A 19888-nucleotide genomic window follows, 5' to 3' on the forward strand; every position below is an offset into this window, starting at 1 on the left:
GACAACCCGGGAAAAACCGGAGCGGGGGGAATGTCCCGGCCGGGGCGCGGGACGGGCGGGGCTTGGTCCGACACGGCCGGGGCGCGGGACGGGCGGGGCTTGGGCCCGGGACCGGCACGACCTGGGTCCGGGAACGCAAGCGCCCCCCACGCACCTGCCAGAGCCGACCTACCCTTGCTGCCTTCCGGCCCTGGGGGAGTTCAGTCAGATAGCACCGCGTGAGGGGCTGCGCCCAGCGTACCCGATCCGAGCCCCGCCCCGGCCATCCCCACCGACCTGCATCCTTCGCCGGACCCCCGCCCTGAATCGTGTGCGCGAGCACCCTCTCCGGTCATGTAATGTTCTCCACGGAGGATTCGCCTAGAGGCCTAGGGCGCACGCTTGGAAAGCGTGTTGGGGGCAACCCCTCACGAGTTCGAATCTCGTATCCTCCGCCAGTGCCTCACCGGGCACATTGTCGAAGGGCCCCACCGTTCGCGGTGGGGCCCTTCGACGTATGCCGTCTTCTGCTTGATCCGCTACACGGGGCAGGGGCGGTACTCGAGGCTCAGTTCACGGTCGACGGCGTAGCTGGTGCGCATCGAGGCGTCGATGACCTGCTGCCAGGAGCCGTACTTGGCGTACAGCTGGTCCGCGGTGGGGCCGAGGGGGTTGCCGTACTTGGCGATGTTCCGCTCCTCCAGGACGCGGACCTCCTCGGGGCTCATGCCGGCGCGGGTGATCTCCTTGGCCTGGTTCCGCATGTCGACCAGCTCCCGGGCGATCTCCTCGTCGGTGAAGCCCGCCTCACGCATGTTCGCCTCGGTGCGGTGCATGTCCTCCAGGAGGGCGTGATAGCGCATCCGGGTCCGCTGGGCCTCGACCTTCTCGTCCATCGGAAGGACGCGGATCCGGCACACGACGGGGTCGGCGCTGGGACAGGGGTCGTCGGCGGAGACGGGCGGGGCGAGGGGGGCGGTGATGACGGAACCACAGGCCTCCACGGCACCGGCCACGGCCGAGCCGGAGGTGCCGAGCAGGGCGACGGCGGCGACGAAGGGGACGAGGGCGCGGCTCAGCAAGGAAGGGGAAGGACGCATGCGCGCATCCTCGGGACTGAGCCAGCGCCCTTCACGCAGGCGCACCGGTGATCACCCCTACGGGGAGGACCCACCACGCGCCCTCGGTCCCTGGCGTGCAGGCGTCACCCCTCTGAGCTCCCCCTTGCAAGGCCCCCGGGTGTGGCCCGCAGGACTGAGCAGCAACCCGGAAGGGGTCGTTCACCGGATCGGGGGGTGATCTGCGGGAGGGACGTTCCTTCTCCATCCTGTCTGTAGTGATGCCGATACTTTCTGTGATGACCAGTCGGCACCATCACTTCAACCAGGGGATATCGATGAGGAAGTTGGCAACGGCGGCAGTGGCTGCGGGGCTGTTCTTCGCGGGGATGGGGGCGGCGGCGGCCGATTCGTGGCATGAGGTAGCGATCTTCAGGACGAACGGAGCGCAATTCACGGATGCCAGGTACAAGTGGGAGCCGGTAGAGCATCACCAGGGCGCGTTCCACATCAAGGGCAAGCTGCGTGACGCCAGCCTGGACGACAACCACAACGTGTATCTGCAGGTGAAGGTGCACGGTTACGGGTGGAATCGCTTCGACGGCGTACAGAAGAAGTCCGTCTGGATCGACAAGCTCGTCCACGACGGCGCCACTCGGTACACGAGCACGGCAGATGTACGCGTGTGCCAGAACCGCGGTTCCCTGCACCCGGACAACTGCTCGCCCACGAAGCACTTCAAGCGTTAGCAGGGCAGCCGATCTCTGCGGGATGCGCTCTCGGCGCATCCCGCCCCACAGGAGTGCGCACCACGATGGATGTCATCCTCCGCGCCGAGGGCGTGGATCTCTTCTACGGCACCCAACAGGCAGTATTCGGTGCCGATTTCACGCTCAAGCGCGGCGAAGTGGCCGCCATCATGGGCAGTAGCGGGTCGGGCAAGTCGTCCCTGCTGTACTGCCTCGCCGGCGTTCTACCGCCTTCCAACGGCACGGTGACCTTCGACGGAGAACAGCTCTCGTCCCTCCCTGACGGGGAACTCAGTGCGTTGCGCCGTACCCGCCTGGGCTTCGTCTTCCAGTACGGGGAACTGCTGCCGGAACTGACCGTCGAGGAGAATGCCGCGCTGCCTCTCCGGCTCGCCGGGATCAGCAAGTCTCACGCCCATGCCATGGCCGGCCAGGTCCTGGGACGGCTCGGGATGGGCGACTTACTACGGCGCAGGACGTCAAAGCTGTCAGGTGGCCAGAGTCAGCGTGTGGCAGTTGCACGGGCCCTGGTCCACCGGCCGGACGTGGTGTTCGCCGACGAGCCGACCGGGGCGCTCGACAGCGCTAACGCGGCCGCTGTATTGGACGAATTCCTACAGCTGGCGCGAAGGCAGAACACAGCCGTAGTCATCGTGACGCACGATACCGATGTAGCGGCAAGGGCCGATACCCAGTACACGATGTCGGACGGTGTACTGGCCCAACGGGTGGCAGCGTGAAGGCGTTCGCCCTCGGCCTGCGCCTGCTGTGGGGCAGCGGGCGCAGGGCGCGGGCTCGCCTTCTCCTGATGGCGCTCGGGTCCGCACTCGGGGTTTCTTGTCTGGCCGCCGCCCTCACGATTCCGACGATCGTCGCGGCCTACGATGCCCGAGTGACAAGCCGCTCGGTGCAACCGGGCAAGAGCAACAATGCCGTCTATAAGGAATTTCTGGACCCGTACGGCTCGCGTCCACTACGGCGGATCTTCATCGCTCGCACGGGTCCTGGACCGCTGCCTGTGCCCCCGGGGGTCAAGAAGCTCCCCGGTGCAGGTGAGGCCATCGTTTCGCCGAGACTGGGCGCGATCTTGGCGGCCAACCCCCGCGCTGCGGGGTTGGTTCCTGGCCGTGTGATCGGCACAATCGCCCCGGCAGGTCTCGGGGGGCCTGATGACCTGTACGCCTACATCGGCACCAGTCCTGATGAGCTGACTGAGTCGGCGTCGCTTGGTCACTTCGGAACTAAGTACGCGCAGCACGAGCTCCTTGAACCCTCCACCCTGGACATCCTGCGGTTCACTCTTGGCTGCGTCGTGCTGCTTCCTCTCGTCATCTTCCTGTCCGTCTGCGCACGGCTCTCGGGAGAATCCCGCGCACGTCGACTCGCAGCGCTTCGGCTCGTCGGACTCAGCGTGAAAGACACGTTGAGGGTCAACGCTGGAGAGACCGTGGTCGCCGCTTGCGTCGGCGCCGTGATCGGGCTCATCGTCTATCTCGGAGTCAACGAAGTCATGGCCCGGGTCGGATTGCCAGGACTGCACTGGTATCCAGCCGATGGCCGGCCCGAGGGGGCCACCATCGCTGTATGCCTTCTGGGGTGTCCGGCCCTCGCGTGGGTCGTCGGGCAGTTCAGCGCTCGGCGGGCAGCCCAGTCACCGATCAGCGTGCGCCGCACCGGGGAGAGTAGGCCTCCGAGAAAGTACGGGGCTTTTTTGCTGGTCCCTGGGCTCGGGGTCATCAGCAGCTACTGCTTGCTCAGCGCAATGGGACGGGACCCGTCAGGCGGATCAGCCAGTGCTGTGCTGGTTCCCGGCGCCGTACTGATGACTGGGGCGGGGCTTGTCCTGGGTCTAGCTCCGATCACGTCCTGGCTCTCACGACGCCTGGCAGCATCATCGAAGTCTCTACCTCTGGCACTGGCTATGCGACGCACGGAAGTCGATCCCGGAAGCGCGATTCGGGTCGTCACCGGTCTGGTTCTGCTGGTGTTCGGTGCCTCACTGACACAGGGGGTACTCATCGAACTAGATCAGGTCAGTCGACGGACAGCTCCCGTCCAGGAGTACAGCCTTCCAATGTCACAGCTGAGTGCACAGCAGCAGACACAGATGTCCGCGTTGAGTGGAGTACGAGCCCACGGGTTGATCGCCGAGTCATGGGCGGCTGACACGGAGGAGAACCTACCCAGGATCCAAGGCATCGTGGCTACGTGTGCTCAGTTGGCAGCCTTCACCGAGACAGAGCACGGATGCGCTGACAACAGGGTGCTGAGGATTGAGGATCCGACGTTCCCCTTTGATGAGGATGCTCGCCTCGGTAGCAACTTCACGTTCCTGCTCAACGATGGGCGGAAACTGAAGGCAACCGTGCCTCTAGACGCTGTGACGGTTCGGGCCTACCAGCCTTCAGAGTTCGCCGGTCCAAGCCTGCTCATTCCCCCCTCGCTCCTTCCCCCAGGAACGCAGCTCGCAGGCGCCCGCCTCGTACTCGCCAGTCCATCCGACCCCGATACCGTCCGGTCCGTTCTCGATGGCATTGGGGCCGTTGCTCCCACCGCGTCCGTCGAGCCCGTCGGGATCGTCATCGACTCGCTCGCTCAGTTGACCGTCATTCGGAGTCTGCTCGTCGTCGGGATGGTGCTCGGGCTGGTCATCGGGGTTGCCGCGTTCGTCGTGTCCGTGGCCGATCGGGCCATGGAGCGGCGGGGGCAGGTTGCCGCGCTCGGGTTGTTGGGGGCTCGGGCCGGGACGTTGCGGGTGGTGCAGGTCGTGCAGGTGTTGTTGCCGCTGGTGGTGGGGCTCGGGGCGGCGATCGTGGCCGGGTGGCTCGCCGAGTCCAGTTACCTGATCACCGGGGGTGGTGCGGTGCACTGGGACTGGGAAGGGCTGCCGCTGGTGTTCGCCTGTGCGCTGGGGGTCATGCTCGCCGCCGCGGTCGCCTCCGTGCCCATGGTGCGGCGGCACATCGATCCGGAGCACATTCGGCGGGATTGAGCGGCGAGTGAGCGATTAGATTCCGGAGGGAGGGGGGTCCTCCCTCCAGTCGCCCATCGTCAGCGAGGAGATCGCCGTGTCCGAGAACGTCGTCAAGGGTCCCGCCAGCTACTTCCCCTCCATCGAGAAGAAGTACGGGCGGCCCGTCTCCGAGTGGTTCGAGGTCATCCGGGACTCGCCGCTCACCAAGCACATGGAGCTCGTCTCCTGGCTGAAGGCCGAGCACGGGCTGGGCCACGGGCACGCGAACGCGCTCGTGGCCCATGTGCTCGCCGGAGGGAAGTAGTTCACCCTCAGGCCGCCAGGTCGTGTGCCGCGCGGCGCTCGATGCGGGCCTTCAGGGTCAGGGTCGCCGCCGCCGTGGCCGTGCCCGCCACCAGTGCCGTCCACCACAGGGTCGCCGGGGTCACGGCCGTGTACACCGTCACTCCGAGCGTCAGCGCCGCGAAGCGGGCCATGCCCCAGGTCCAGCTGAAGGCGCCCTGGTAGCGGCCGCGGGCGTGCTCCGGGGCGAGGTTGGCGAAGACGCCGGCCGCGATGCCCGCGACGACGACCTCGCCGAGCGACCAGACGACGACCGACACCGTGTAGCCGGCGACGCTGTCGGCGAGGCCGGTGAGCGCGACGCCCACCGCGATCAGCGCGCTGCCCGCGCTCTGCACCACGAGCTGCGGGACCCGGGCCAGCCAGGCGGTCGCGAAGGGCTGGAGGGCGACCACCATGACCGCGTTGACGGCCGCCATCGCCCCGTACACCGCCGGCGAGAGGCCGCTGTCGCGGACGGCGAGCGGGAGCGCCACCTCGGTCAGCGAGTACACGAAGAGCTGGACGCCGAAGAGCGGGAGCAGGAGCAGGGCCAGGCGGTCGCGGAACACCACTCCGTAGCCGATTCCGTCCTTCCGCCGCTGCGAGGCCTCACGCTTCGGCTCCTTGAGGCGGACCGTCACCACCAGCGCGTACAGCAGCATCGAGCCCGCGTCCACCGCGAACAGCAGCCAGTACCCCTGGGCCGCCAGGTAGCCGCCCAGGACTCCCGCCACCGCGGTGCCGATGTTCACGCCCCAGCCGAAGAGGGCGTACGCGCGCCGGCGCCGTTCGCTGTCGACGGCGTCGGCCAGCAGGGCGAACGCCGCCGGGGAGACCGTGCTGCCGGCCGCGCTGATCAGCAGCGCCGCCGCGGCCATCGTCCACACGCCCGGGGCCAGGAAGAGGGCGCCCTGTGCCGCCGCCGCGCCGATCAGGCCGATCAGCATCGTGGGGCGGCGGCCGATGCGGTCGGCGAGGACGCCGCCCACGGCGGGGCCGATCAGGTTGCCCGCGCCGAGCGCGCCGAGCACGTACGAGGTGTCCCCGCCCGTCACTCCCCGCGAGGCCAGGAAGAAGACCAGGAACGGCGTGACGAGGTAGCCGAGGCGGTTGACGATCGTTCCCGCGAAGATCGTCCAGACCGCGGACGGAAGGTCACGGAACGCGGAGGGGGTGGTGGTGCGGGTCGAAGGAGGCATGGGGGGATCTTGCTTTTCTCTGCCCGCCCCGCTCCATTCATTAAGCTCAGGCCGAATCCATCCGCCAACTCCAGGACGTGGGACGCATGGAAGCCGGCCTCAGTTTCTCCGCCGCCGATCTCGCCCAGACCCGGTTCGCCGTCTCCCCCATGTGGGAGGTCGTCACCAGCTACCGCATCGTCGCCCACCAGCCCGACTCCGCCCCGCACGGCCGCTGGGCCGCCCAGGTGCGGCCCAGGATCGTCCGCGCCGGGCTCGACCGCGGCTGGCTCGCGGCCCTCGTCCCGGGCCTCGGATACCTCGCCGACTTCCTCAACCCCACCCCCGCCGGGCCCTTCCCCACCCTCGGCGCCGAGCTCGACGCCATCCGCCGCGCCGCCCCCGCGGATGTGCGCGCCGACCTCGACACCCTGGAGCAGAAGGGGGTCGACCGGTCCCGGCTCCAGGCGCTGCGCGAGGACCCCGCGGCCGTCCTCCCCAAGGTCGCCGACGAGATCGAGACGTACTGGGAGCTCGCCCTCGCCCCCTACTGGGCCCGCATCCAGAAGGTCCTGGAGGCCGATGTCTTCCACCGGGCGCGGCAGGTCGCCGAGCACGGTTCGGCGCGGGTCCTGGGCGAGCTCCACGAGACCGTACGGTGGGACGACGGCACCCTGCGGCTCGTACGGCGGCACTGCGCGCTCACCCGCGACCAGGCCGGCTCCGGGCTGCTGCTGATCCCCTCCGTCTTCGCCTGGCCGAGGGTCCTCACCCGCTCCGTCCACCCCGATCCTCCCCAGCTCGCCTACCCGGCCCGCGGTTTCGGGAGCGTCTGGGAACCCCGTACCGCCGACGCCACGGACGCCGTCGCCGCCGTCCTCGGCCGCTCCCGCACCCTGCTCCTCACCGAGCTCGACACCCCCGCCTCCACCACCCAGCTCGCCACCCACTGCGGCATGTCCGCCGCCGGCGTCTCCCAGCACCTCATCGCCCTCCGGAACGCCGGCCTCGTCACCGCCCACCGCAGCGGCCGCTCCGTCCTCTACGCCCGGACCGCCGTCGCCGATCAACTGCTGCATCCGTGAGGGAGGATGAGCCGTGACTTCTTCCTCCTGGACCGAGCGGACCCTCGTACGGGACGGTGTACGGCTCTCCTGTCGCGACTGGGGCGACCAGGGCGGCTCCGGGCCCGACACACTCCTCCTCCACGGGCTCGCCGGGCACTCCGGAGAGTGGGACGGCGTCGCCCGGCTGCTCCGCGACGCCGGCCACCGGGTCGTCGCCCTCGACCAGCGCGGGCACGGCTCCAGCGAGCGCCGGCCCGCGGACGTCTCCCGCGCCGCGTACGTCGCCGATGTCGTCGCCGTCGTCGAGGAACTCGGGCTCGAGCGGCCCCTGTTGGTGGGGCAGTCCCTCGGCGGGCACACCGCGCTCCTCACCGCCGCCGCCCATCCCGGCCTTCCGCGCGCGCTCGTCCTCGTCGAGGCCGGGCCCGGCCGCGCGGAGCCCGATGTGGCCGAGCAGATCGGGGACCTGCTGCGGGCCTGGCCGGTGCCGTTCCCCTCGCGGGAGGCGGCCGTCGCCTACCTCGGGGACGGGAACCGGGCCGTCGGGGAGGGGTGGGCCGGCGGCCTCGAGGAGCGCGACGGCGGGTTCTGGCCCCGGTTCGACCCCGAGGTCATGGTCCGTTCCCTCGACGAGAACTCCCGCCGGGCCTTCTGGGAGGAGTGGGCGGCCGTCGACTGCCCCGGGCTCGCGGTCCTCGGGGAGAACGGGATCATCGGGGGCGACGAGTACGCGGAGATGGTCCGGCTGCGACCCTCGCTCCACGGCGTGAGCCTGCCCGGCGCCGGGCACGACGTGCACCTGGAGCGGCCCGCCGTGCTGGGTGAGGCGATTCTCGACCTCGTCCGGCGGGAAGGGCTTCGAAACCCTTGCCCTGGAGTGCACTCCACTTCCTAGAGTGCGCGCATGCGCTATCGGATACTCGGCGGGACCGGGATCGACGTCAGCACCTACTGCCTCGGCACCATGATGTTCGGGGCGGTCGGAAATCCGGACCATCAGGAGTCCGTACGGATCATCCATGCCGCCCTCGACCAGGGCATCAACTTCGTGGACACGGCCGACATGTACTCGGCCGGCGAGTCCGAGGAGATCGTCGGCAAGGCGCTGCGCGACTCCCGGCGCCGTGAGGCGACCGTCCTCGCCACCAAGGTGTACTTCCCGATGGGCGGCGAGGGCCCCAACCGGGGCGGAAGCTCACGGCGCTGGATCACCCTCGCCGTCGAGAACAGCCTCAAGCGGCTCGGTACCGACTGGATCGATCTGTACCAGGTCCACCGGCCCGACCACCGGACGGACATCGAGGAGACCCTCGACGTCCTCGGCGACCTCGTCGCCCAGGGGAAGATCCGGGCGTTCGGCTGCTCCACCTTCCCCGCCGAGGAGATCGCCGAGGCGCACGCCGTCGCCGAGCGGCGCGGGCTGCGCCGGTTCCGCTCCGAGCAGCCGCCGTACTCGCTGCTCGCGCGCGGCGTCGAGGCGAACGTGCTGCCCACCGCCCAGAAGTACGGGATGGGCGTGCTGACCTGGAGCCCGCTCGCGTCCGGCTTCCTCACCGGCAAGTACCGCAGGGGGCAGCCGATCGACCTGACCAGCGGGCGGCCCGCGCTCACCCCGCACCGCTTCGACCCCACGCTGCCCGTGAACGCCGCCAAGCTCGACGCCGTCGAGGAGTTCGTCGCGCTCGCGGACGACATCGGGTGCTCCCTGCCCGAGCTGGCGATCGCCTTCGCCGCCGCGCACCCGGCGGTGACGTCCGTGATCATCGGGCCCCGGACCATGGAGCAGCTGGAGGGGCTGCTGAAGGGCGCGCCGGTCGTCCTCACCGACGAGGCCCTCGACCGCATCGACGCGATCGTGCCGCCGGGGACCAACCTCTACCAGCCGGACGGCGTCTGGCGGCCGCCCGCCCTCACCGACCCGTCCCTGCGGCGGCGACCGCTGGGCGAGCGGGCGGCCGGGTAGGTCACGGAGCCGACGGGCCCGTGGGTGGGTCACCGGGCCGGCAGCGAGCGCGCCCGCCGGTGGCTCACCAGGCCCTCGACGGGCGGAAGGCCCGCCGGTCGGTCACGTCGCCGGTGTGAACTGTTCCGTGCCCACCACCCTGAGCAGCGCCAGGCGCTCCCCCGCGTCCGTGCCCGGCGGCGGGGTGTAGAGGACGAGGCGCTGTTCGCCCTCCGGGGCGAGCAGCACCTGGCAGTCCAGGTCGACAGCGCCGATCACCGGGTGCGCGACCCGCATCCGGCTGTGCCGGCGGACCGCCACCTCGTGCCGCTCCCACAGCTCCGTGAACTCCTCGCTCGCCCCGCGCAGACGCTCCACCAGCCGGGTGGCGGCCGGGTCGCCGGAGCGGCGGCCGACGGCCGCGCGCAGGTCGGCGACGTGGAGGCGGCTGTAGTACGCGTGCTCCTCGGCCGGGTACGCCGTGCGGGCCGCCGGGTCGGCGAACCAGCGCCACACCACGTTCCGTCCGTGCTCCGACACCGAGCACACCCCGCCGAGCAGGGACTGGGCCATGGCGTTCTGCGCGAGGACGTCCCCGAGGTCGCTCAGGACCTGCGCGGGGGTCGTCTCCAGCTGGTCGAGCAGGTGGAGCAGGCCGGGTGCGACGTGGTCCCCGGCCGCGGCGCCGGCCGGCGGGCGGTGCCCGGCGAGGAGGTGGAGGTGGTCGCGCTCGTCGGTGTCGAGGCGCAGTGCGCGGGCGAGGGCGGCGAGCATCTGCGTCGAGGGCTGCGGGCCGCGGGCCTGCTCCAGGCGGATGTAGTAGTCGGCGGACATGCCGGCGAGCTGGGCGACCTCCTCGCGACGCAGTCCCGGGGTGCGGCGGCGGGGTCCGGCCGGGAGGCCCGCGTCCTGGGGGCGGACCCGCTCGCGGGAGCGGCGCAGGAAGTCGGCGAGTTCACGGCGGTCGATCGTCATGCGGATCATGGTGCCGGGTGCGGGCGGCCGTATCCAGGGATCGGCGGTCCCAGGGTCGGGAGGGCTCTCCCGGGTGCTTCCCGCGGTCGGCAGAGTCCTCGGTGTCAGCCACCGAGCGGTTCCGCCAGGAACTCCGGTGGACCTCACCGCCTCGTTCCTCAGGAGCAGATCATGGCCACCGTCACCGTCGGCACCGCCCGCGTCCACTACGCCGTCGAAGGCTCGGGCGACGGGCCCGCCCTCCTCCTGGTCCACGGCACCGGTTCCGGTGGTGCCGCCGTCAACTGGGGGCAGACCGCGCCGCGTTTCACCGGTGACCGCCGGGTGATCACCCTGGACCTGTCGGGCGGCGACCGGACCGTCGACGACGGCGGCCCGCTGACCGTGGAGACGCTCGCCGCGCAGGTCGTGGCGGTGATCGAGGACGCGGGTCTCGGCCCGGTCGATCTGCTCGGCTTCTCGATGGGGGCCCCGGTGTCCGCGGTCGTCGCCGCTCTGCGCCCGGACCTGGTCGAGCGGCTGGTGCTGGTGGCGGGGTGGGCGTACACCGACGGCGACGAGTACATGCGGAACCTGTTCACGCTGTGGCAGCGGCTGGGCGAGTTCGACCCGGCGGGCTTCGGCCGGAGCGTGACGATGACCGGGTTCAGCCGCGGCTTCCTGAACGCGATCGGCCGTGAGGGCGTCGAGGCGCTCATCCCGAACATGCCTCCCACGCCGGGCACCCTGCGGCACGTGGAGCTCGACCTGGCGGTCGACATCCGCGCGCTGCTGCCCCGGATCACGGCCCGGACGCTGGTGGTGGGCGCCACGCAGGACGCCACGGTGCCGGTGGAGAACAGCCGGGAGCTGCACGCGGCGATCGGCGGCAGCTCGTACGCGGAGATCGACGCCGGGCACGTGCTGTTCTTCGAGAAGGAAGACGAGTTCGTGAGCACGGTGTCCGGGTTCCTCGGCTCCGCGCGCCGGAAGTCGGCGGATCTCCTCGGCTCGGCGGTCGCCTGAACCCATCATGGGGCGCATGGGAGACACGAGGTTCATCGACGCGGCGGAGCGCCGGGCCCGGCTCGGGGTGCGGCACCGGCTGGCCGGGAGCGCGCGGGCGAGGTCGGCGGCGGAGGTCGGGGGCGCGCTCGTGGCGCTGCACGGGACGGATCCGGCGAGCGTGTTCCTCGCGGTGGCGGCCCGGCTGGCCGAGGGCGTGGGGCCGGTCGGCGCGGTGGAACGGGCGCTGTACGAGGACGGGGCGCTGGTCCGGATGCACGGCATGCGGCACACGGTCTTCGTCGTCCCGACCTCGCTCGCCGCAGCCGTCCAGGCCTCGACGACCCGGCCGGCGGCGGTCCGCGAACGCACCGTGCTCCTCCGGCACTTGGCGGCCGGCAGCTCCTTCGACGAGGCCTGGCTCGCGGAGACCGAGCGGCTGGTCCTCGCCGAGCTGGGCGCCCGGGGAGAGGCGACCGGGGCCGAACTCGGCGAGGCCGTACCGAGGTTGAGGTCGACGTACGTGTACGGGCCGGGCACGCGGCAGGAAGGGGTGCAGTCCGTCGCGAGCCGGGTGCTGCGGGTGCTCGGCATGGAGGGCCGGATCGTACGGGGCCGGCCGCAGGGAACGTGGACGTCGAGCCGCTTCCGGTGGGCGCTCGCCGAGGCCCACCCCGAGCGGGACCCGGCCGGGGCGCGGGCGGAGCTGCTGGGGCACTGGCTCGGGGCGTGCGGGCCGGCGACCGAGGCGGATCTGACGTGGTGGACGGGGTGGAAGGTCACGGACGTGCGCAAGGCGCTCGCGGCGGTCGGGGCGGTGCCGGTGACGGTGGACGGGGGGGCGGGTTTCGTCCTGCCGGACGATCTCGGTCCCGTACCGGAACCGGAGCCGTGGGCGGCGCTGCTGCCCGCGCTGGACCCGACGGCGATGGGCTGGCAGGGGCGTGACTGGTATCTGGACGGGGATCACCGGGCGGCGCTGTACGACCGGAGCGGGAACGTCGGGCCGACGGTGTGGTGGAACGGCCGGATCGTCGGCGGCTGGGCGCAGCGACCGGACGGCTCCGTCGCCCACCGGCTCCTCGGCGACGCGGGCGCGGAGGCGGAGCGGGCGATCGGGGCGGAGGCGGCGCGGCTGGCGGAGTGGCTGGGGGACGTGCGGGTGACGCCCCGCTTCCGGACTCCGCTGGAGAAGGAGCTGAGCAGCGGCGGTCAGTGACGGACCTCGATGCCCGGGACGCCCAGGTCGTAGAGGCCGTCGAGGACCAGATCGACGCCGACGGCGGCGAGCAGCAGGCCCAGGAGGCGGCCGAGGAGCTCGATCATGGCGTGGTGGGTGCGGCGCAGGATCCGGGTGAGGAGCAGGACGCAGACGAGGTCGAGGGCGATGACGGACACGTACGCGCCGACGACGGTGGAGCGCCAGGTGAAGGAGTCGCGCTCGGCCGCCTCGATGAGGACGGCGGTCATGGCGAGCGGGCTCACGACGTACGGCATGAGGAGTTCGCGCACCCCGCTGACCAGGTCGGGGGCGTCCTGGTGGGCGGCGTCGGAGCCGAGGTGGAGGCCGAGGACGAGACCGACGGCGTAGATGAAGAAGATGACGCCGCCGGCGAGCTGGAGGGCGGGGGTGCTGATGTGGAAGACGTTCAGCAGCCAGGGTGCCGTGATGCCGGTGACGAGGCCGACGAGGACGGCGGCGCCGGAGGAGACGAGCGCGATGTTCCGCAGCTGGCGGTCGTCGTGGACCTGGGCGAGGCCTCCGAAGGCGAGGAGCACCTTCGGGGGCCCGACGACGGAGAAGAAGGCGATGAAGGCGGCGGAGAAGGTGAATGCGTTCACACCGGAATCATGGGGCGGTCGAGTGATTTCTCCCGGTTTCCGGCATTCCGTCCGCGCGGTGTCGAGAACGGCGGTCCGGCTCCGACTCTGCTGCGAGAGGCAGTAACCGCAGAGAACGAGCGAGGAGGACGTCATGAAGTACCTGGTGATGGTCCAGGGGTCGCAGGCCGACTACGAGGCGATGGTGGGCAACGGTTCCCCGCAGAGCCCCTCCTGGGACAAGACGCAGCTCAAGGCGATGTTCGACCACATGAACGCGATCAACGAAGAGGTGTCCGCGCGCGGCGAGATGGTCGACGCCCAGGGTCTCGCCGCCCCGTCCACGGCCCGCTTCGTCACGGTGGACGCCCAGGGCGAGCCGCTCGTCACCGACGGCCCGTACGCCGAGACGAAGGAGGTCCTCGCCGGCTACTGGGTCCTCGACTGCGCCTCCCTGGAGCGCGTCACGGAGATCGCCGCCCAGGTCGCCCGCTGCCCGGTCCCGCCCGGCTCCCCGGACTACCCGGTGGTCGTCCGCCCGATCGACGAGACGGGCCCGAGCCAGGACTGACCTCAGTGCGCCCCGTGTGCCCCGCCCGTCGGGCGGGGCCTGCCGCGGGGGACGAGGAGGGGGGCGGTCAGGGCCGCGGTGGCGGCCGTGAGGGCGCAGAGGGTGAAGGCGGTGGTGAAGCCCGTCGCGCCCGCGCCCAGGGCGAGGGTGGAGGCGAGGGCCACGCCGAGGGTGCCGCCGAGCTCGTGGAAGGTGTTGACGATGCCCGAGGCGAGGCCCGCCTCGTGGGCGGGGATCAGGCCGAGGGCGGTCGTGGTCGCGGTGACGAAGACCGCGCCGAGGCCGAGGGCCGCCGTGGCCAGGGCCGGCAGGAGGGTGGTCCAGGGGTCGGCGGTGGCGCTCACGAGGGCGAGGGGCAGGCAGCCCGCGGCCGCCAGGGCCATGCCGCCGGTGGCGCAGGCGCGCGGGCCGGCCGTGGTGACCAGGCGCGAGCCGAGGTGCGCGCCGGTCGCCGTGGTGAGCGCGACCGGGAGGAAGAGGAGTCCGGTGCGGAAGGCGTCCAGGCCGTGGACCCGCTGGAGCCGCAGTGAGCCCAGGAAGAAGAACGAGATCAGGAGCGCCGTCGCGACCAGCATGAGCAGGGAGCCCGCGACGACGGGCCGCCGGGTCAGCATCCGCAGGTCCATGAGCGGGGTACGGGTCCTGCGCTCGGTCGCCGCGAACGCCGCGTAGAGCGCGACCGCGCCCAGGAGCGGCAGCAGGGTCCCGGCCGACGTCCAGCCGTGGTCGCCCGTCCGGACCAGGCCGTACACGAGGGCGCCGGTGGCCGTGGTGACGAGGAGGGCGCCGGGGACGTCCAGATGCCCGGCTCCCCGCGTGACCGTGTCCCTGGGCAGGACTTTCGGGAGTACGGCCAGCAGCGCCAGGCCCGTCGGGACGTTCACGTGGAAGATCCAGGGCCAGCCCGGTCCGGCCGTGAGGGCGCCGCCGAGGAGGACGCCGACGGCGGAGCCGGTGCCGCCGATCGCCGCCCAGACGCCGAGGGCCTTGGCGCGTTCCGCGCCGTGGAAGGTCGTCGTGACGAGGGCGAGTGCCGCCGGGGAGAGGAGGGCGGCGCCGATGCCCTGGGCGGCGCGCCCGGAGAGCAGGACGGCGGCGTTGGGCGCGAGGCCGCAGGCCAGCGAGGCGGCGGTGAAGAGGGCGAGTCCGCTGAGGAGGACCCGGCGGGCGCCGAGGGCGTCGGCGAGCCGTCCGCCGAGGAGCATCAGCCCGCCGAAGCAGAGGGTGTACGCGGTGACGACCCAGGTCAGGGCGGTACGACCGAGGTCGAGGTCGGCGGCGACGGCGGGCAGGGCGACGTTCACGACGGTGACGTCGAGGATCAGCATGAACTGGGCCGCGCAGATCAGCGCGAGGGCCGTCCAGCGGCGCGGGTGTACGCGGGCAGGGGTGGGTACGGCGGTGTGGGTGGGCATAACTGAACTGTACGGCACAGTACAGTTGAACTCAAGAGTACAGTTCCCTTGGTACGCTCCCGGCATGGATCCCAAGCCCGCCCCCACCGGCCCCCGCGCCGCCCGCAAGCGCCAGGCCGTCGTGCGGGCCGCCCGCGATCTCTTCCTCCGCGAGGGCTTCGGCGTCGGCATGGACGCCATCGCCGCCGAGGCGGGCGTCTCCAAGGTCACCGTCTACAACCACTTCGGCAGCAAGGAAGCCCTCTTCACCGCCGTCGTCGCCGGCGCCCTCGACGAGCCGCTGCACGGGGACGCCGACGGCCCCGACCTCTCCCGGCTGGCCGACGCCGAGGATCTGCGCGCCGCCCTCACCGAGGCCGGGCGCGCCTGGGCGCGGGCCGTGCGCGCCGACGAGGAGGGCCGCGCGCTGCGCACGCTCGTCGCCACCGAGCTCCACCGCTTCCCCGAGCTGGGCCGCGCCTGGCGCGCGCACGGCCCGGCCGGCCACCACCCCGCCGTCGCGGACGCCCTGCGCACCCTCGCCGACCGGGGGCGGCTCGCGATCCCGGACCTGGAGGTCGCGGTCCTCCAGCTGTACTCGCTGCTCGTCTTCCCGCAGATGGTGTTCGAGCAGTACGGGACGGAGCTCACCGACGAGCTGGGCGAGCGGCTCGTCGTCGACGGGGTCGAGATGTTCCTGCGCCGCTACACGCCCTGACAGGTGCCATCCTTGGTCTTCGACGTCACCCCGGGCCGGGGAGTAGATTTACCCCCTGGGGTATCTGTGGAGGAGTCACTGTGGAACTCGATCTCGCGGGCGCCGAGCTCAAGGCGGTCCTGAACCGTCTGCGCCGGGCCCAGGGCCAGATCTCCGGCGTGATCCGGATGATCGAGGAGGGCCGCGACTGCGAGGAGGTCGTCACCCAGCTGGCCGCCGCCTCCCGCGCCCTCGACCGGGCCGGGTTCGCGATCATCGCGACCGGGCTCCAGCAGTGCCTGACCGACATCGAGGGCGGCCGCAAGAACGGCGAGGACCCCGAGGCGATGCGGGCCCGCCTGGAGAAGCTCTTCCTGTCGCTCGCGTAGGAACACGGAAACGAGGAAGCACCCCCGGGGCCGCCGCCCCGGGGGTGCTTCCGTATCGCCGTCAGTCGTCCGCCAGGCCCTTCAGGCGCTTCGCGATGCGGGTCAGGCGCTGCCCCTGGTAGCGGGCCGCCTGGAGGACCTCCTCGCCCGGGGCGCCGTTGGCGCCGGGGTGGGCGGTGCCGTACGGGTTGCCGCCGGCCGCGTACACCGCCGGGTCCGTGAAGCCGGGCGAGACGATGACCGAGCCCCAGTGGTGGAAGGTGTTGTAGAGCGCGAGCAGCGTCGACTCGTTGCCGCCGTGGACGTTGTGGGCGCTGGTGAAGGCGGTCGCCGGCTTGTCGGCCATGACGCCCCGCTGCCAGAGCCCGCCCGTGGTGTCGACGTACTGCTTGAGCTGCGCGGCCACGTTGCCGAAGCGGGTCGGGGAGCCGAGCGCGTACGCGTCCGCCCACTCCAGGTCCTCCAGCGTGGCGACCTCCACGTCACCGGTGGCGTCCACATGGGCGCGCCAGGCCGGGTTCGCGTCGATGGCGGCGTCGGGGGCGAGCTCCGGGACCCGGCGCAGGCGCACCTCGGCGCCCGCCTTCTCGGCGCCCTCGGCGAGGGCCTGGGCGAGCTGGTGGACGGCTCCCGTGGCCGAGTAGTAGATGACGGCGACCTTGACGGACATGGCGGACTCTCCTCAGCCGGACTCCACGAGCGAAGCGGATCGTTTTCCGCTTCCGTGATTCCGAGTTAAGCGGATTGCTATCCGGTTCGCAAGGGGAGCGGGTATGCTCACTTCAGGAAGCGACCGAGGGGGAACGGGGCTCAGGGAACAGGAGTCGACACATGAGCACGGAGAACCCGCAGGCCGGAGACAGGACGGCGGCGCCGGTACTCAGCCTGCTCCCCACCGTCGACTCCCCCGCACCCGAGCGCGCCGACGCGGCCCGCAACCGGCGCCGGATCCTCGACGCGGCCGCCCGGATCGTCGCCGAGGACGGCCCCGACGCCGTCACCATGAACCAGGTCGCCCACGCCAGCGGCATCGGCGTCGGCACCGTCTACCGCCGCTTCGGCGACGTCTCCCAGCTCCTGTGGGCGCTCCTCGACGACCGCGAGCGCCAGTTCCAGGAGGCGTACATGAGCGGCCCTCCCCCGCTGGGCCCCGGCGCCCCGGCCGCCGAACGGCTCGACGCCTTCCTCGACGCGCTCGTCGACCGGGTCGGCGCACAGCGCGCGCTGCTGCTCGCGGCGCACTCCGCCGCGCCCCGCGCCCGCTACCACAGCGGCGCCTACCGGGTGATGCACACGCACATGGCGCTGCTCATCGGACAGCTCAGGCCGGGCAGCGACAGCACCCTCCTCGCGCACCTGGCGCTCGCGCCGTTCTCGCCCGACGTCATGCACCATCTGACGGTCGAACAGCAGCTCTCCTCCGACCGCCTCAAGGCCGGTGTGCGGGAGCTCCTGACGCTGCGGGCCTGACCCCGGCCGGGGAAGAACCCCGACCGTTCCGTGGACGGTGGTGGACCGGCGGCCTCCGCCGTCGCAGGATCACGCCATGACCACGTACCTGATCCTGCACGGCTTCCAGAACCGCCGGCCCCCCGCCCACTGGCAGCACTGGCTCGCCGGGCAGCTGCGCGAGCGCGGCCACGAGGTCCGCTACCCCCAGCTGCCCGCGCCGGAGGCACCCGTCCTCCAGGAGTGGCTCGACGCCCTGGAGGAGCACGGGGAGCGCCCGGCCGAGGGCGAGTTCGTGGTCCTCGCACACAGCCTGTCGGTGCTGCTGTGGCTGCGCGCCGCGGACCGGCGTCCGGCCGCCGACCGGGTCCTCCTGGTCGCCCCGCCCTCGCCGCAGGTCACCGCCTCGATCCCCGAGATCGCCGCCTTCGCCGAGGGGCTCGACCTGACGGAGGCGGACCTCAAGGCGCGCCTCGTGTACGGGGACGGGGACCCGTACTGCCCCGAGGGCGCCGACCTGCACTACGGCATCCCGCTCGGCCTCGACCTGGACCTCGTACCGGGCGGCGAGCACCTCAACCCCGACTCGGGGTACGGGGAGTGGCCCTCGCTCCTGGAGTGGTGCGAGGACCCGGCCGTACGGGTGCGGGAAAACGGCACGCCGTAGCGCCGGGGCGCCCGGTAGCGTCGGCCGGATGCATCCGATCACCGCACCGTACGACCAGGGCCTGCTCGACGTGGGCGACGGCAACCGCATCCACTGGGAGGTCTCCGGGAACCCGGAGGGCAGGCCCGCGCTCGTCGTGCACGGCGGGCCGGGCTCCGGCTCGTCCCCGCGCGCACGTCGCTGGTTCGACCCGGAGGCGTACCGGATCGTCCTCTTCGACCAGCGGGGCTGCGGGCGCTCCACGCCGCACGCGAGCGACCCGGCCGCCGACATGGCCGTGAACACCACGGCGCACCTGGTGGCCGACATGGAGCGGCTGCGCGAGCACCTCGGGATCGAGCAGTGGCTGCTGTACGGCGGGTCCTGGGGGTCCACGCTGATCCTGGCGTACGCGGAGGCGCACCCCGAGCGCGTCTCGGAGATCGTGATCGCGGCCGTCACGACCACCCGCCGCTCCGAGACCGCCTGGCTGTACGAGGGCGTCGGCCGCTTCTTCCCCGAGGCCCACGAGCGCTTCCGGGCGGGGGCGGACCACGCGGCGGACCTCGTCGGGGCGTACGCCGCCCGGATGAACCACCCCGACCGGGCCGTACGGGAGAAGGCGGCGGCCGACTGGTGCGCCTGGGAGGACGCGGTGCTCTCCATGGAGGGCATGGGCACCCCGTACACGGACCGGGTCGACGACACCCGGCTCGGCTTCGTCCGGATCTGCGCGCACTACTTCGCGCACGGCGCCTTCCTGGAGGAGGGCGCGCTGATCCGCGACGCGCACCGGCTCGCCGGCATCCCCGGCGTCCTGATCCACGGCCGGCTCGACATGGGCGGGCCGCTCACCACCGCCTGGGAGCTGGCCCGGGCCTGGCCCGACGCCGAGCTGCACGTGGTGGAGAAGGCCGGGCACCTGGGCGGCGAGGAGACCGGGAGGCTCGTCCTGACGGCCCTCGACCGGTTCGCGAAGGGGTGAACCCACCGGGCGGCCGCCCCGCGCGCACGTGATGATCGGTCCATGAGTCCCCAGGCCCCCGAGATCCACCTCGCCCAGCAGCCGGAGGCCGACGCGCTCCTCGGCCGGTCGCCGCTCGCCGCGCTCGTCGGCATGCTCCTCGACCAGCAGGTCCCGATGGAGTGGGCGTTCTCCGGCCCGTACACGATCGCCTCGCGGCTCGGAGCGGACGATCTCGACGCGCACGAGATCGCCGCCCGGGACCCGGAGGAGTTCGCCGCGCTGCTCTCCGAGAAGCCCGCCGTGCACCGCTACCCCGGCTCGATGGCGCACCGGATCCAGCAGCTGTGCCAGTTCCTCGTCGAGGAGTACGGGGGCGACGCCGAGGCCGTCTGGGCGGACGCGGCGACCGGGAAGGAGCTGCTCGCGCGGCTCCAGGCGCTGCCCGGCTTCGGGAAGCAGAAGGCGCAGATCTTCCTGGCCCTGCTCGGCAAGCAGTACGGGGTGCGGCCCGAGGGCTGGCGGGAGGCGGCCGGGCCGTACGGCGAGGAGAACTGCCACCGCTCGGCGGCCGACATCACGGGGCCGGAGTCGCTGGCGAAGGTGCGCGCGCACAAGCAGGAGATGAAGGCGGCCGCCAAGGCCGCAAAGGCGGCGAAAGAGGGCGGACGGACCGGGAATTGATAATTCCACATTTCATTCCTGTTTGACCTGACAGGAATTCCGA

The 19888-nt window shown here is 71.8% G+C and carries 22 protein-coding genes, 1 tRNA gene and 1 other RNA gene; 17 read left to right on the plus strand and 7 right to left on the minus strand.

Features of this window, described 5'->3' with window-relative positions:
- Positions 1-132: 132 nt before the first annotated feature.
- Positions 133-231: signal recognition particle sRNA small type (gene ffs / locus IE237_RS27495), an RNA gene on the minus strand.
- A 118-nt stretch (positions 232-349) separates the two neighbouring features.
- Between ffs and IE237_RS27500 the strand changes: the two genes are divergently transcribed.
- Positions 350-437 (plus strand) — tRNA-Ser (locus IE237_RS27500).
- An 81-nt stretch (positions 438-518) separates the two neighbouring features.
- On the opposite strand, the gene IE237_RS27505 is transcribed toward IE237_RS27500, so the two are convergent.
- Positions 519-1079, minus strand: a complete 561-nt coding sequence (locus tag IE237_RS27505; RefSeq protein WP_189804810.1) for a hypothetical protein — start codon at positions 1077-1079, stop codon at positions 519-521.
- A 257-nt stretch (positions 1080-1336) separates the two neighbouring features.
- Between IE237_RS27505 and IE237_RS27510 the strand changes: the two genes are divergently transcribed.
- The 4 genes from IE237_RS27510 to IE237_RS27525 all read left to right on the plus strand — a co-directional run bounded on the left by IE237_RS27510 (position 1337) and on the right by IE237_RS27525 (position 5064).
- The gene (locus tag IE237_RS27510; protein ID WP_229842924.1) at positions 1337-1786 is read left to right on the plus strand and encodes a hypothetical protein; all 450 of its coding nucleotides are present in this window, start codon (positions 1337-1339) and stop codon (positions 1784-1786) included.
- A gap of 65 nt (positions 1787-1851) precedes the next feature.
- Entirely contained in the window at positions 1852-2526 is a 675-nt protein-coding gene (locus IE237_RS27515) for an ABC transporter ATP-binding protein (RefSeq protein WP_189804811.1), read from the plus strand.
- Positions 2523-4778 carry an FtsX-like permease family protein gene (locus IE237_RS27520; protein ID WP_189804812.1) on the plus strand — a complete coding sequence of 752 codons (2256 nt, stop codon included), beginning with the start codon at positions 2523-2525 and terminating at the stop codon, positions 4776-4778. Before IE237_RS27515 ends, IE237_RS27520 begins: the two co-directional genes overlap by 4 nt.
- A 76-nt stretch (positions 4779-4854) precedes the next feature.
- Positions 4855-5064 carry a DUF4287 domain-containing protein gene (locus IE237_RS27525; protein WP_189804813.1) on the plus strand — a complete coding sequence of 70 codons (210 nt, stop codon included), beginning with the start codon at positions 4855-4857 and terminating at the stop codon, positions 5062-5064.
- Between the two features lie 7 nt (positions 5065-5071).
- Here IE237_RS27525 and IE237_RS27530 read toward each other — a convergent pair whose 3' ends face one another.
- A complete protein-coding gene (locus IE237_RS27530) occupies positions 5072-6283 on the minus strand; it encodes an MFS transporter (RefSeq protein WP_189804814.1) in 1212 nt (403 codons plus the stop codon).
- Between the two features lie 86 nt (positions 6284-6369).
- On the opposite strand from IE237_RS27530, the gene IE237_RS27535 reads away from it, so the two are divergent.
- From IE237_RS27535 to IE237_RS27545, 3 genes are read left to right on the plus strand one after another with little or no spacing between them, the layout of a single operon-like run.
- Entirely contained in the window at positions 6370-7347 is a 978-nt protein-coding gene (locus IE237_RS27535) for an ArsR/SmtB family transcription factor (RefSeq protein WP_189804815.1), read from the plus strand.
- A gap of 13 nt (positions 7348-7360) precedes the next feature.
- A complete protein-coding gene (locus tag IE237_RS27540) occupies positions 7361-8224 on the plus strand; it encodes an alpha/beta fold hydrolase (RefSeq protein WP_189804816.1) in 864 nt (287 codons plus the stop codon).
- A gap of 9 nt (positions 8225-8233) precedes the next feature.
- Positions 8234-9292 carry an aldo/keto reductase gene (locus IE237_RS27545; RefSeq protein ID WP_189804817.1) on the plus strand — a complete coding sequence of 353 codons (1059 nt, stop codon included), beginning with the start codon at positions 8234-8236 and terminating at the stop codon, positions 9290-9292.
- 102 nt (positions 9293-9394) lie between these two features.
- Here the strand turns inward: IE237_RS27545 and IE237_RS27550 are convergent, their stop codons facing one another.
- Positions 9395-10255, minus strand: coding sequence for a helix-turn-helix transcriptional regulator (locus tag IE237_RS27550; protein WP_189804818.1), 861 nt, complete (start codon positions 10253-10255; stop codon positions 9395-9397).
- Between the two features lie 162 nt (positions 10256-10417).
- On the opposite strand from IE237_RS27550, the gene IE237_RS27555 reads away from it, so the two are divergent.
- A complete protein-coding gene (locus tag IE237_RS27555; RefSeq protein WP_189804819.1) occupies positions 10418-11251 on the plus strand; it encodes an alpha/beta fold hydrolase in 834 nt (277 codons plus the stop codon).
- A gap of 16 nt (positions 11252-11267) precedes the next feature.
- A complete protein-coding gene (locus tag IE237_RS27560) occupies positions 11268-12449 on the plus strand; it encodes a winged helix DNA-binding domain-containing protein (RefSeq protein WP_189804820.1) in 1182 nt (393 codons plus the stop codon).
- Here IE237_RS27560 and IE237_RS27565 read toward each other — a convergent pair.
- The gene (locus IE237_RS27565; protein WP_189804821.1) at positions 12443-13072 is read right to left on the minus strand and encodes a MarC family protein; all 630 of its coding nucleotides are present in this window, start codon (positions 13070-13072) and stop codon (positions 12443-12445) included. The two genes, IE237_RS27560 and IE237_RS27565, sit on opposite strands and share 7 nt — an antisense overlap.
- A 133-nt stretch (positions 13073-13205) precedes the next feature.
- Here IE237_RS27565 and IE237_RS27570 point away from each other — a divergent pair, with 133 nt between their 5' ends.
- Entirely contained in the window at positions 13206-13622 is a 417-nt protein-coding gene (locus IE237_RS27570) for a YciI family protein (RefSeq protein WP_189804822.1), read from the plus strand.
- Positions 13623-13624: 2 nt separating this feature from the next.
- On the opposite strand, the gene IE237_RS27575 is transcribed toward IE237_RS27570, so the two are convergent.
- The gene (locus tag IE237_RS27575) at positions 13625-15037 is read right to left on the minus strand and encodes an MFS transporter (protein WP_189804823.1); all 1413 of its coding nucleotides are present in this window, start codon (positions 15035-15037) and stop codon (positions 13625-13627) included.
- A 64-nt stretch (positions 15038-15101) separates the two neighbouring features.
- On the opposite strand from IE237_RS27575, the gene IE237_RS27580 reads away from it, so the two are divergent.
- Both IE237_RS27580 and IE237_RS27585 read left to right on the plus strand, forming a co-directional pair.
- On the plus strand, positions 15102-15734 hold the full coding sequence (locus IE237_RS27580; protein ID WP_189804824.1) for a TetR/AcrR family transcriptional regulator: 633 nt from the start codon (positions 15102-15104) through the stop codon (positions 15732-15734).
- Positions 15735-15814: 80 nt separating this feature from the next.
- Positions 15815-16102, plus strand: coding sequence for a metal-sensitive transcriptional regulator (locus tag IE237_RS27585; protein ID WP_030685455.1), 288 nt, complete (start codon positions 15815-15817; stop codon positions 16100-16102).
- Positions 16103-16163: 61 nt separating this feature from the next.
- Here IE237_RS27585 and wrbA read toward each other — a convergent pair whose 3' ends face one another.
- Positions 16164-16772, minus strand: a complete 609-nt coding sequence (wrbA, locus tag IE237_RS27590; RefSeq protein ID WP_189804825.1) for an NAD(P)H:quinone oxidoreductase — start codon at positions 16770-16772, stop codon at positions 16164-16166.
- 161 nt (positions 16773-16933) lie between these two features.
- Between wrbA and IE237_RS27595 the strand changes: the two genes are divergently transcribed.
- The 4 genes from IE237_RS27595 to IE237_RS27610 all read left to right on the plus strand — a co-directional run bounded on the left by IE237_RS27595 (position 16934) and on the right by IE237_RS27610 (position 19845).
- On the plus strand, positions 16934-17572 hold the full coding sequence (locus tag IE237_RS27595; RefSeq protein ID WP_189804826.1) for a TetR/AcrR family transcriptional regulator: 639 nt from the start codon (positions 16934-16936) through the stop codon (positions 17570-17572).
- Between the two features lie 76 nt (positions 17573-17648).
- Positions 17649-18218, plus strand: coding sequence for an RBBP9/YdeN family alpha/beta hydrolase (locus IE237_RS27600; RefSeq protein WP_189804827.1), 570 nt, complete (start codon positions 17649-17651; stop codon positions 18216-18218).
- A gap of 28 nt (positions 18219-18246) precedes the next feature.
- Complete coding sequence (pip, locus tag IE237_RS27605; RefSeq protein WP_189804828.1) at positions 18247-19182, plus strand: prolyl aminopeptidase; 936 nt, start codon at positions 18247-18249, stop codon at positions 19180-19182.
- A 42-nt stretch (positions 19183-19224) separates the two neighbouring features.
- Positions 19225-19845: an HhH-GPD-type base excision DNA repair protein gene (locus tag IE237_RS27610; RefSeq protein WP_189804829.1), complete on the plus strand. Its 621-nt coding sequence runs from the start codon at positions 19225-19227 to the stop codon at positions 19843-19845.
- Positions 19846-19888 lie beyond the last annotated feature (43 nt).

This window comes from Streptomyces tanashiensis (assembly GCF_014648895.1).
Taxonomy (GTDB): domain Bacteria; phylum Actinomycetota; class Actinomycetes; order Streptomycetales; family Streptomycetaceae; genus Streptomyces; species Streptomyces tanashiensis.

Excerpts from the sequence above, each read along its gene's own strand:
- IE237_RS27505 (WP_189804810.1), bottom strand. The coding sequence starts at position 1,079 with ATGCGTCCTTCCCCTTCCTTGCTGAGCCGCGCCCTCGTCCCCTTCGTC.
- IE237_RS27510 (WP_229842924.1), top strand. The coding sequence starts at position 1,337 with ATGACCAGTCGGCACCATCACTTCAACCAGGGGATATCGATGAGGAAG.
- IE237_RS27515 (WP_189804811.1), top strand. The coding sequence starts at position 1,852 with ATGGATGTCATCCTCCGCGCCGAGGGCGTGGATCTCTTCTACGGCACC.
- IE237_RS27530 (WP_189804814.1), bottom strand. The coding sequence starts at position 6,283 with ATGCCTCCTTCGACCCGCACCACCACCCCCTCCGCGTTCCGTGACCTT.
- IE237_RS27535 (WP_189804815.1), top strand. The coding sequence starts at position 6,370 with ATGGAAGCCGGCCTCAGTTTCTCCGCCGCCGATCTCGCCCAGACCCGG.
- IE237_RS27545 (WP_189804817.1), top strand. The coding sequence starts at position 8,234 with ATGCGCTATCGGATACTCGGCGGGACCGGGATCGACGTCAGCACCTAC.
- IE237_RS27550 (WP_189804818.1), bottom strand. The coding sequence starts at position 10,255 with ATGATCCGCATGACGATCGACCGCCGTGAACTCGCCGACTTCCTGCGC.
- IE237_RS27555 (WP_189804819.1), top strand. The coding sequence starts at position 10,418 with ATGGCCACCGTCACCGTCGGCACCGCCCGCGTCCACTACGCCGTCGAA.
- IE237_RS27560 (WP_189804820.1), top strand. The coding sequence starts at position 11,268 with ATGGGAGACACGAGGTTCATCGACGCGGCGGAGCGCCGGGCCCGGCTC.
- IE237_RS27570 (WP_189804822.1), top strand. The coding sequence starts at position 13,206 with ATGAAGTACCTGGTGATGGTCCAGGGGTCGCAGGCCGACTACGAGGCG.
- IE237_RS27575 (WP_189804823.1), bottom strand. The coding sequence starts at position 15,037 with ATGCCCACCCACACCGCCGTACCCACCCCTGCCCGCGTACACCCGCGC.
- IE237_RS27580 (WP_189804824.1), top strand. The coding sequence starts at position 15,102 with ATGGATCCCAAGCCCGCCCCCACCGGCCCCCGCGCCGCCCGCAAGCGC.
- wrbA (WP_189804825.1), bottom strand. The coding sequence starts at position 16,772 with ATGTCCGTCAAGGTCGCCGTCATCTACTACTCGGCCACGGGAGCCGTC.
- IE237_RS27595 (WP_189804826.1), top strand. The coding sequence starts at position 16,934 with ATGAGCACGGAGAACCCGCAGGCCGGAGACAGGACGGCGGCGCCGGTA.
- IE237_RS27600 (WP_189804827.1), top strand. The coding sequence starts at position 17,649 with ATGACCACGTACCTGATCCTGCACGGCTTCCAGAACCGCCGGCCCCCC.
- pip (WP_189804828.1), top strand. The coding sequence starts at position 18,247 with ATGCATCCGATCACCGCACCGTACGACCAGGGCCTGCTCGACGTGGGC.
- IE237_RS27610 (WP_189804829.1), top strand. The coding sequence starts at position 19,225 with ATGAGTCCCCAGGCCCCCGAGATCCACCTCGCCCAGCAGCCGGAGGCC.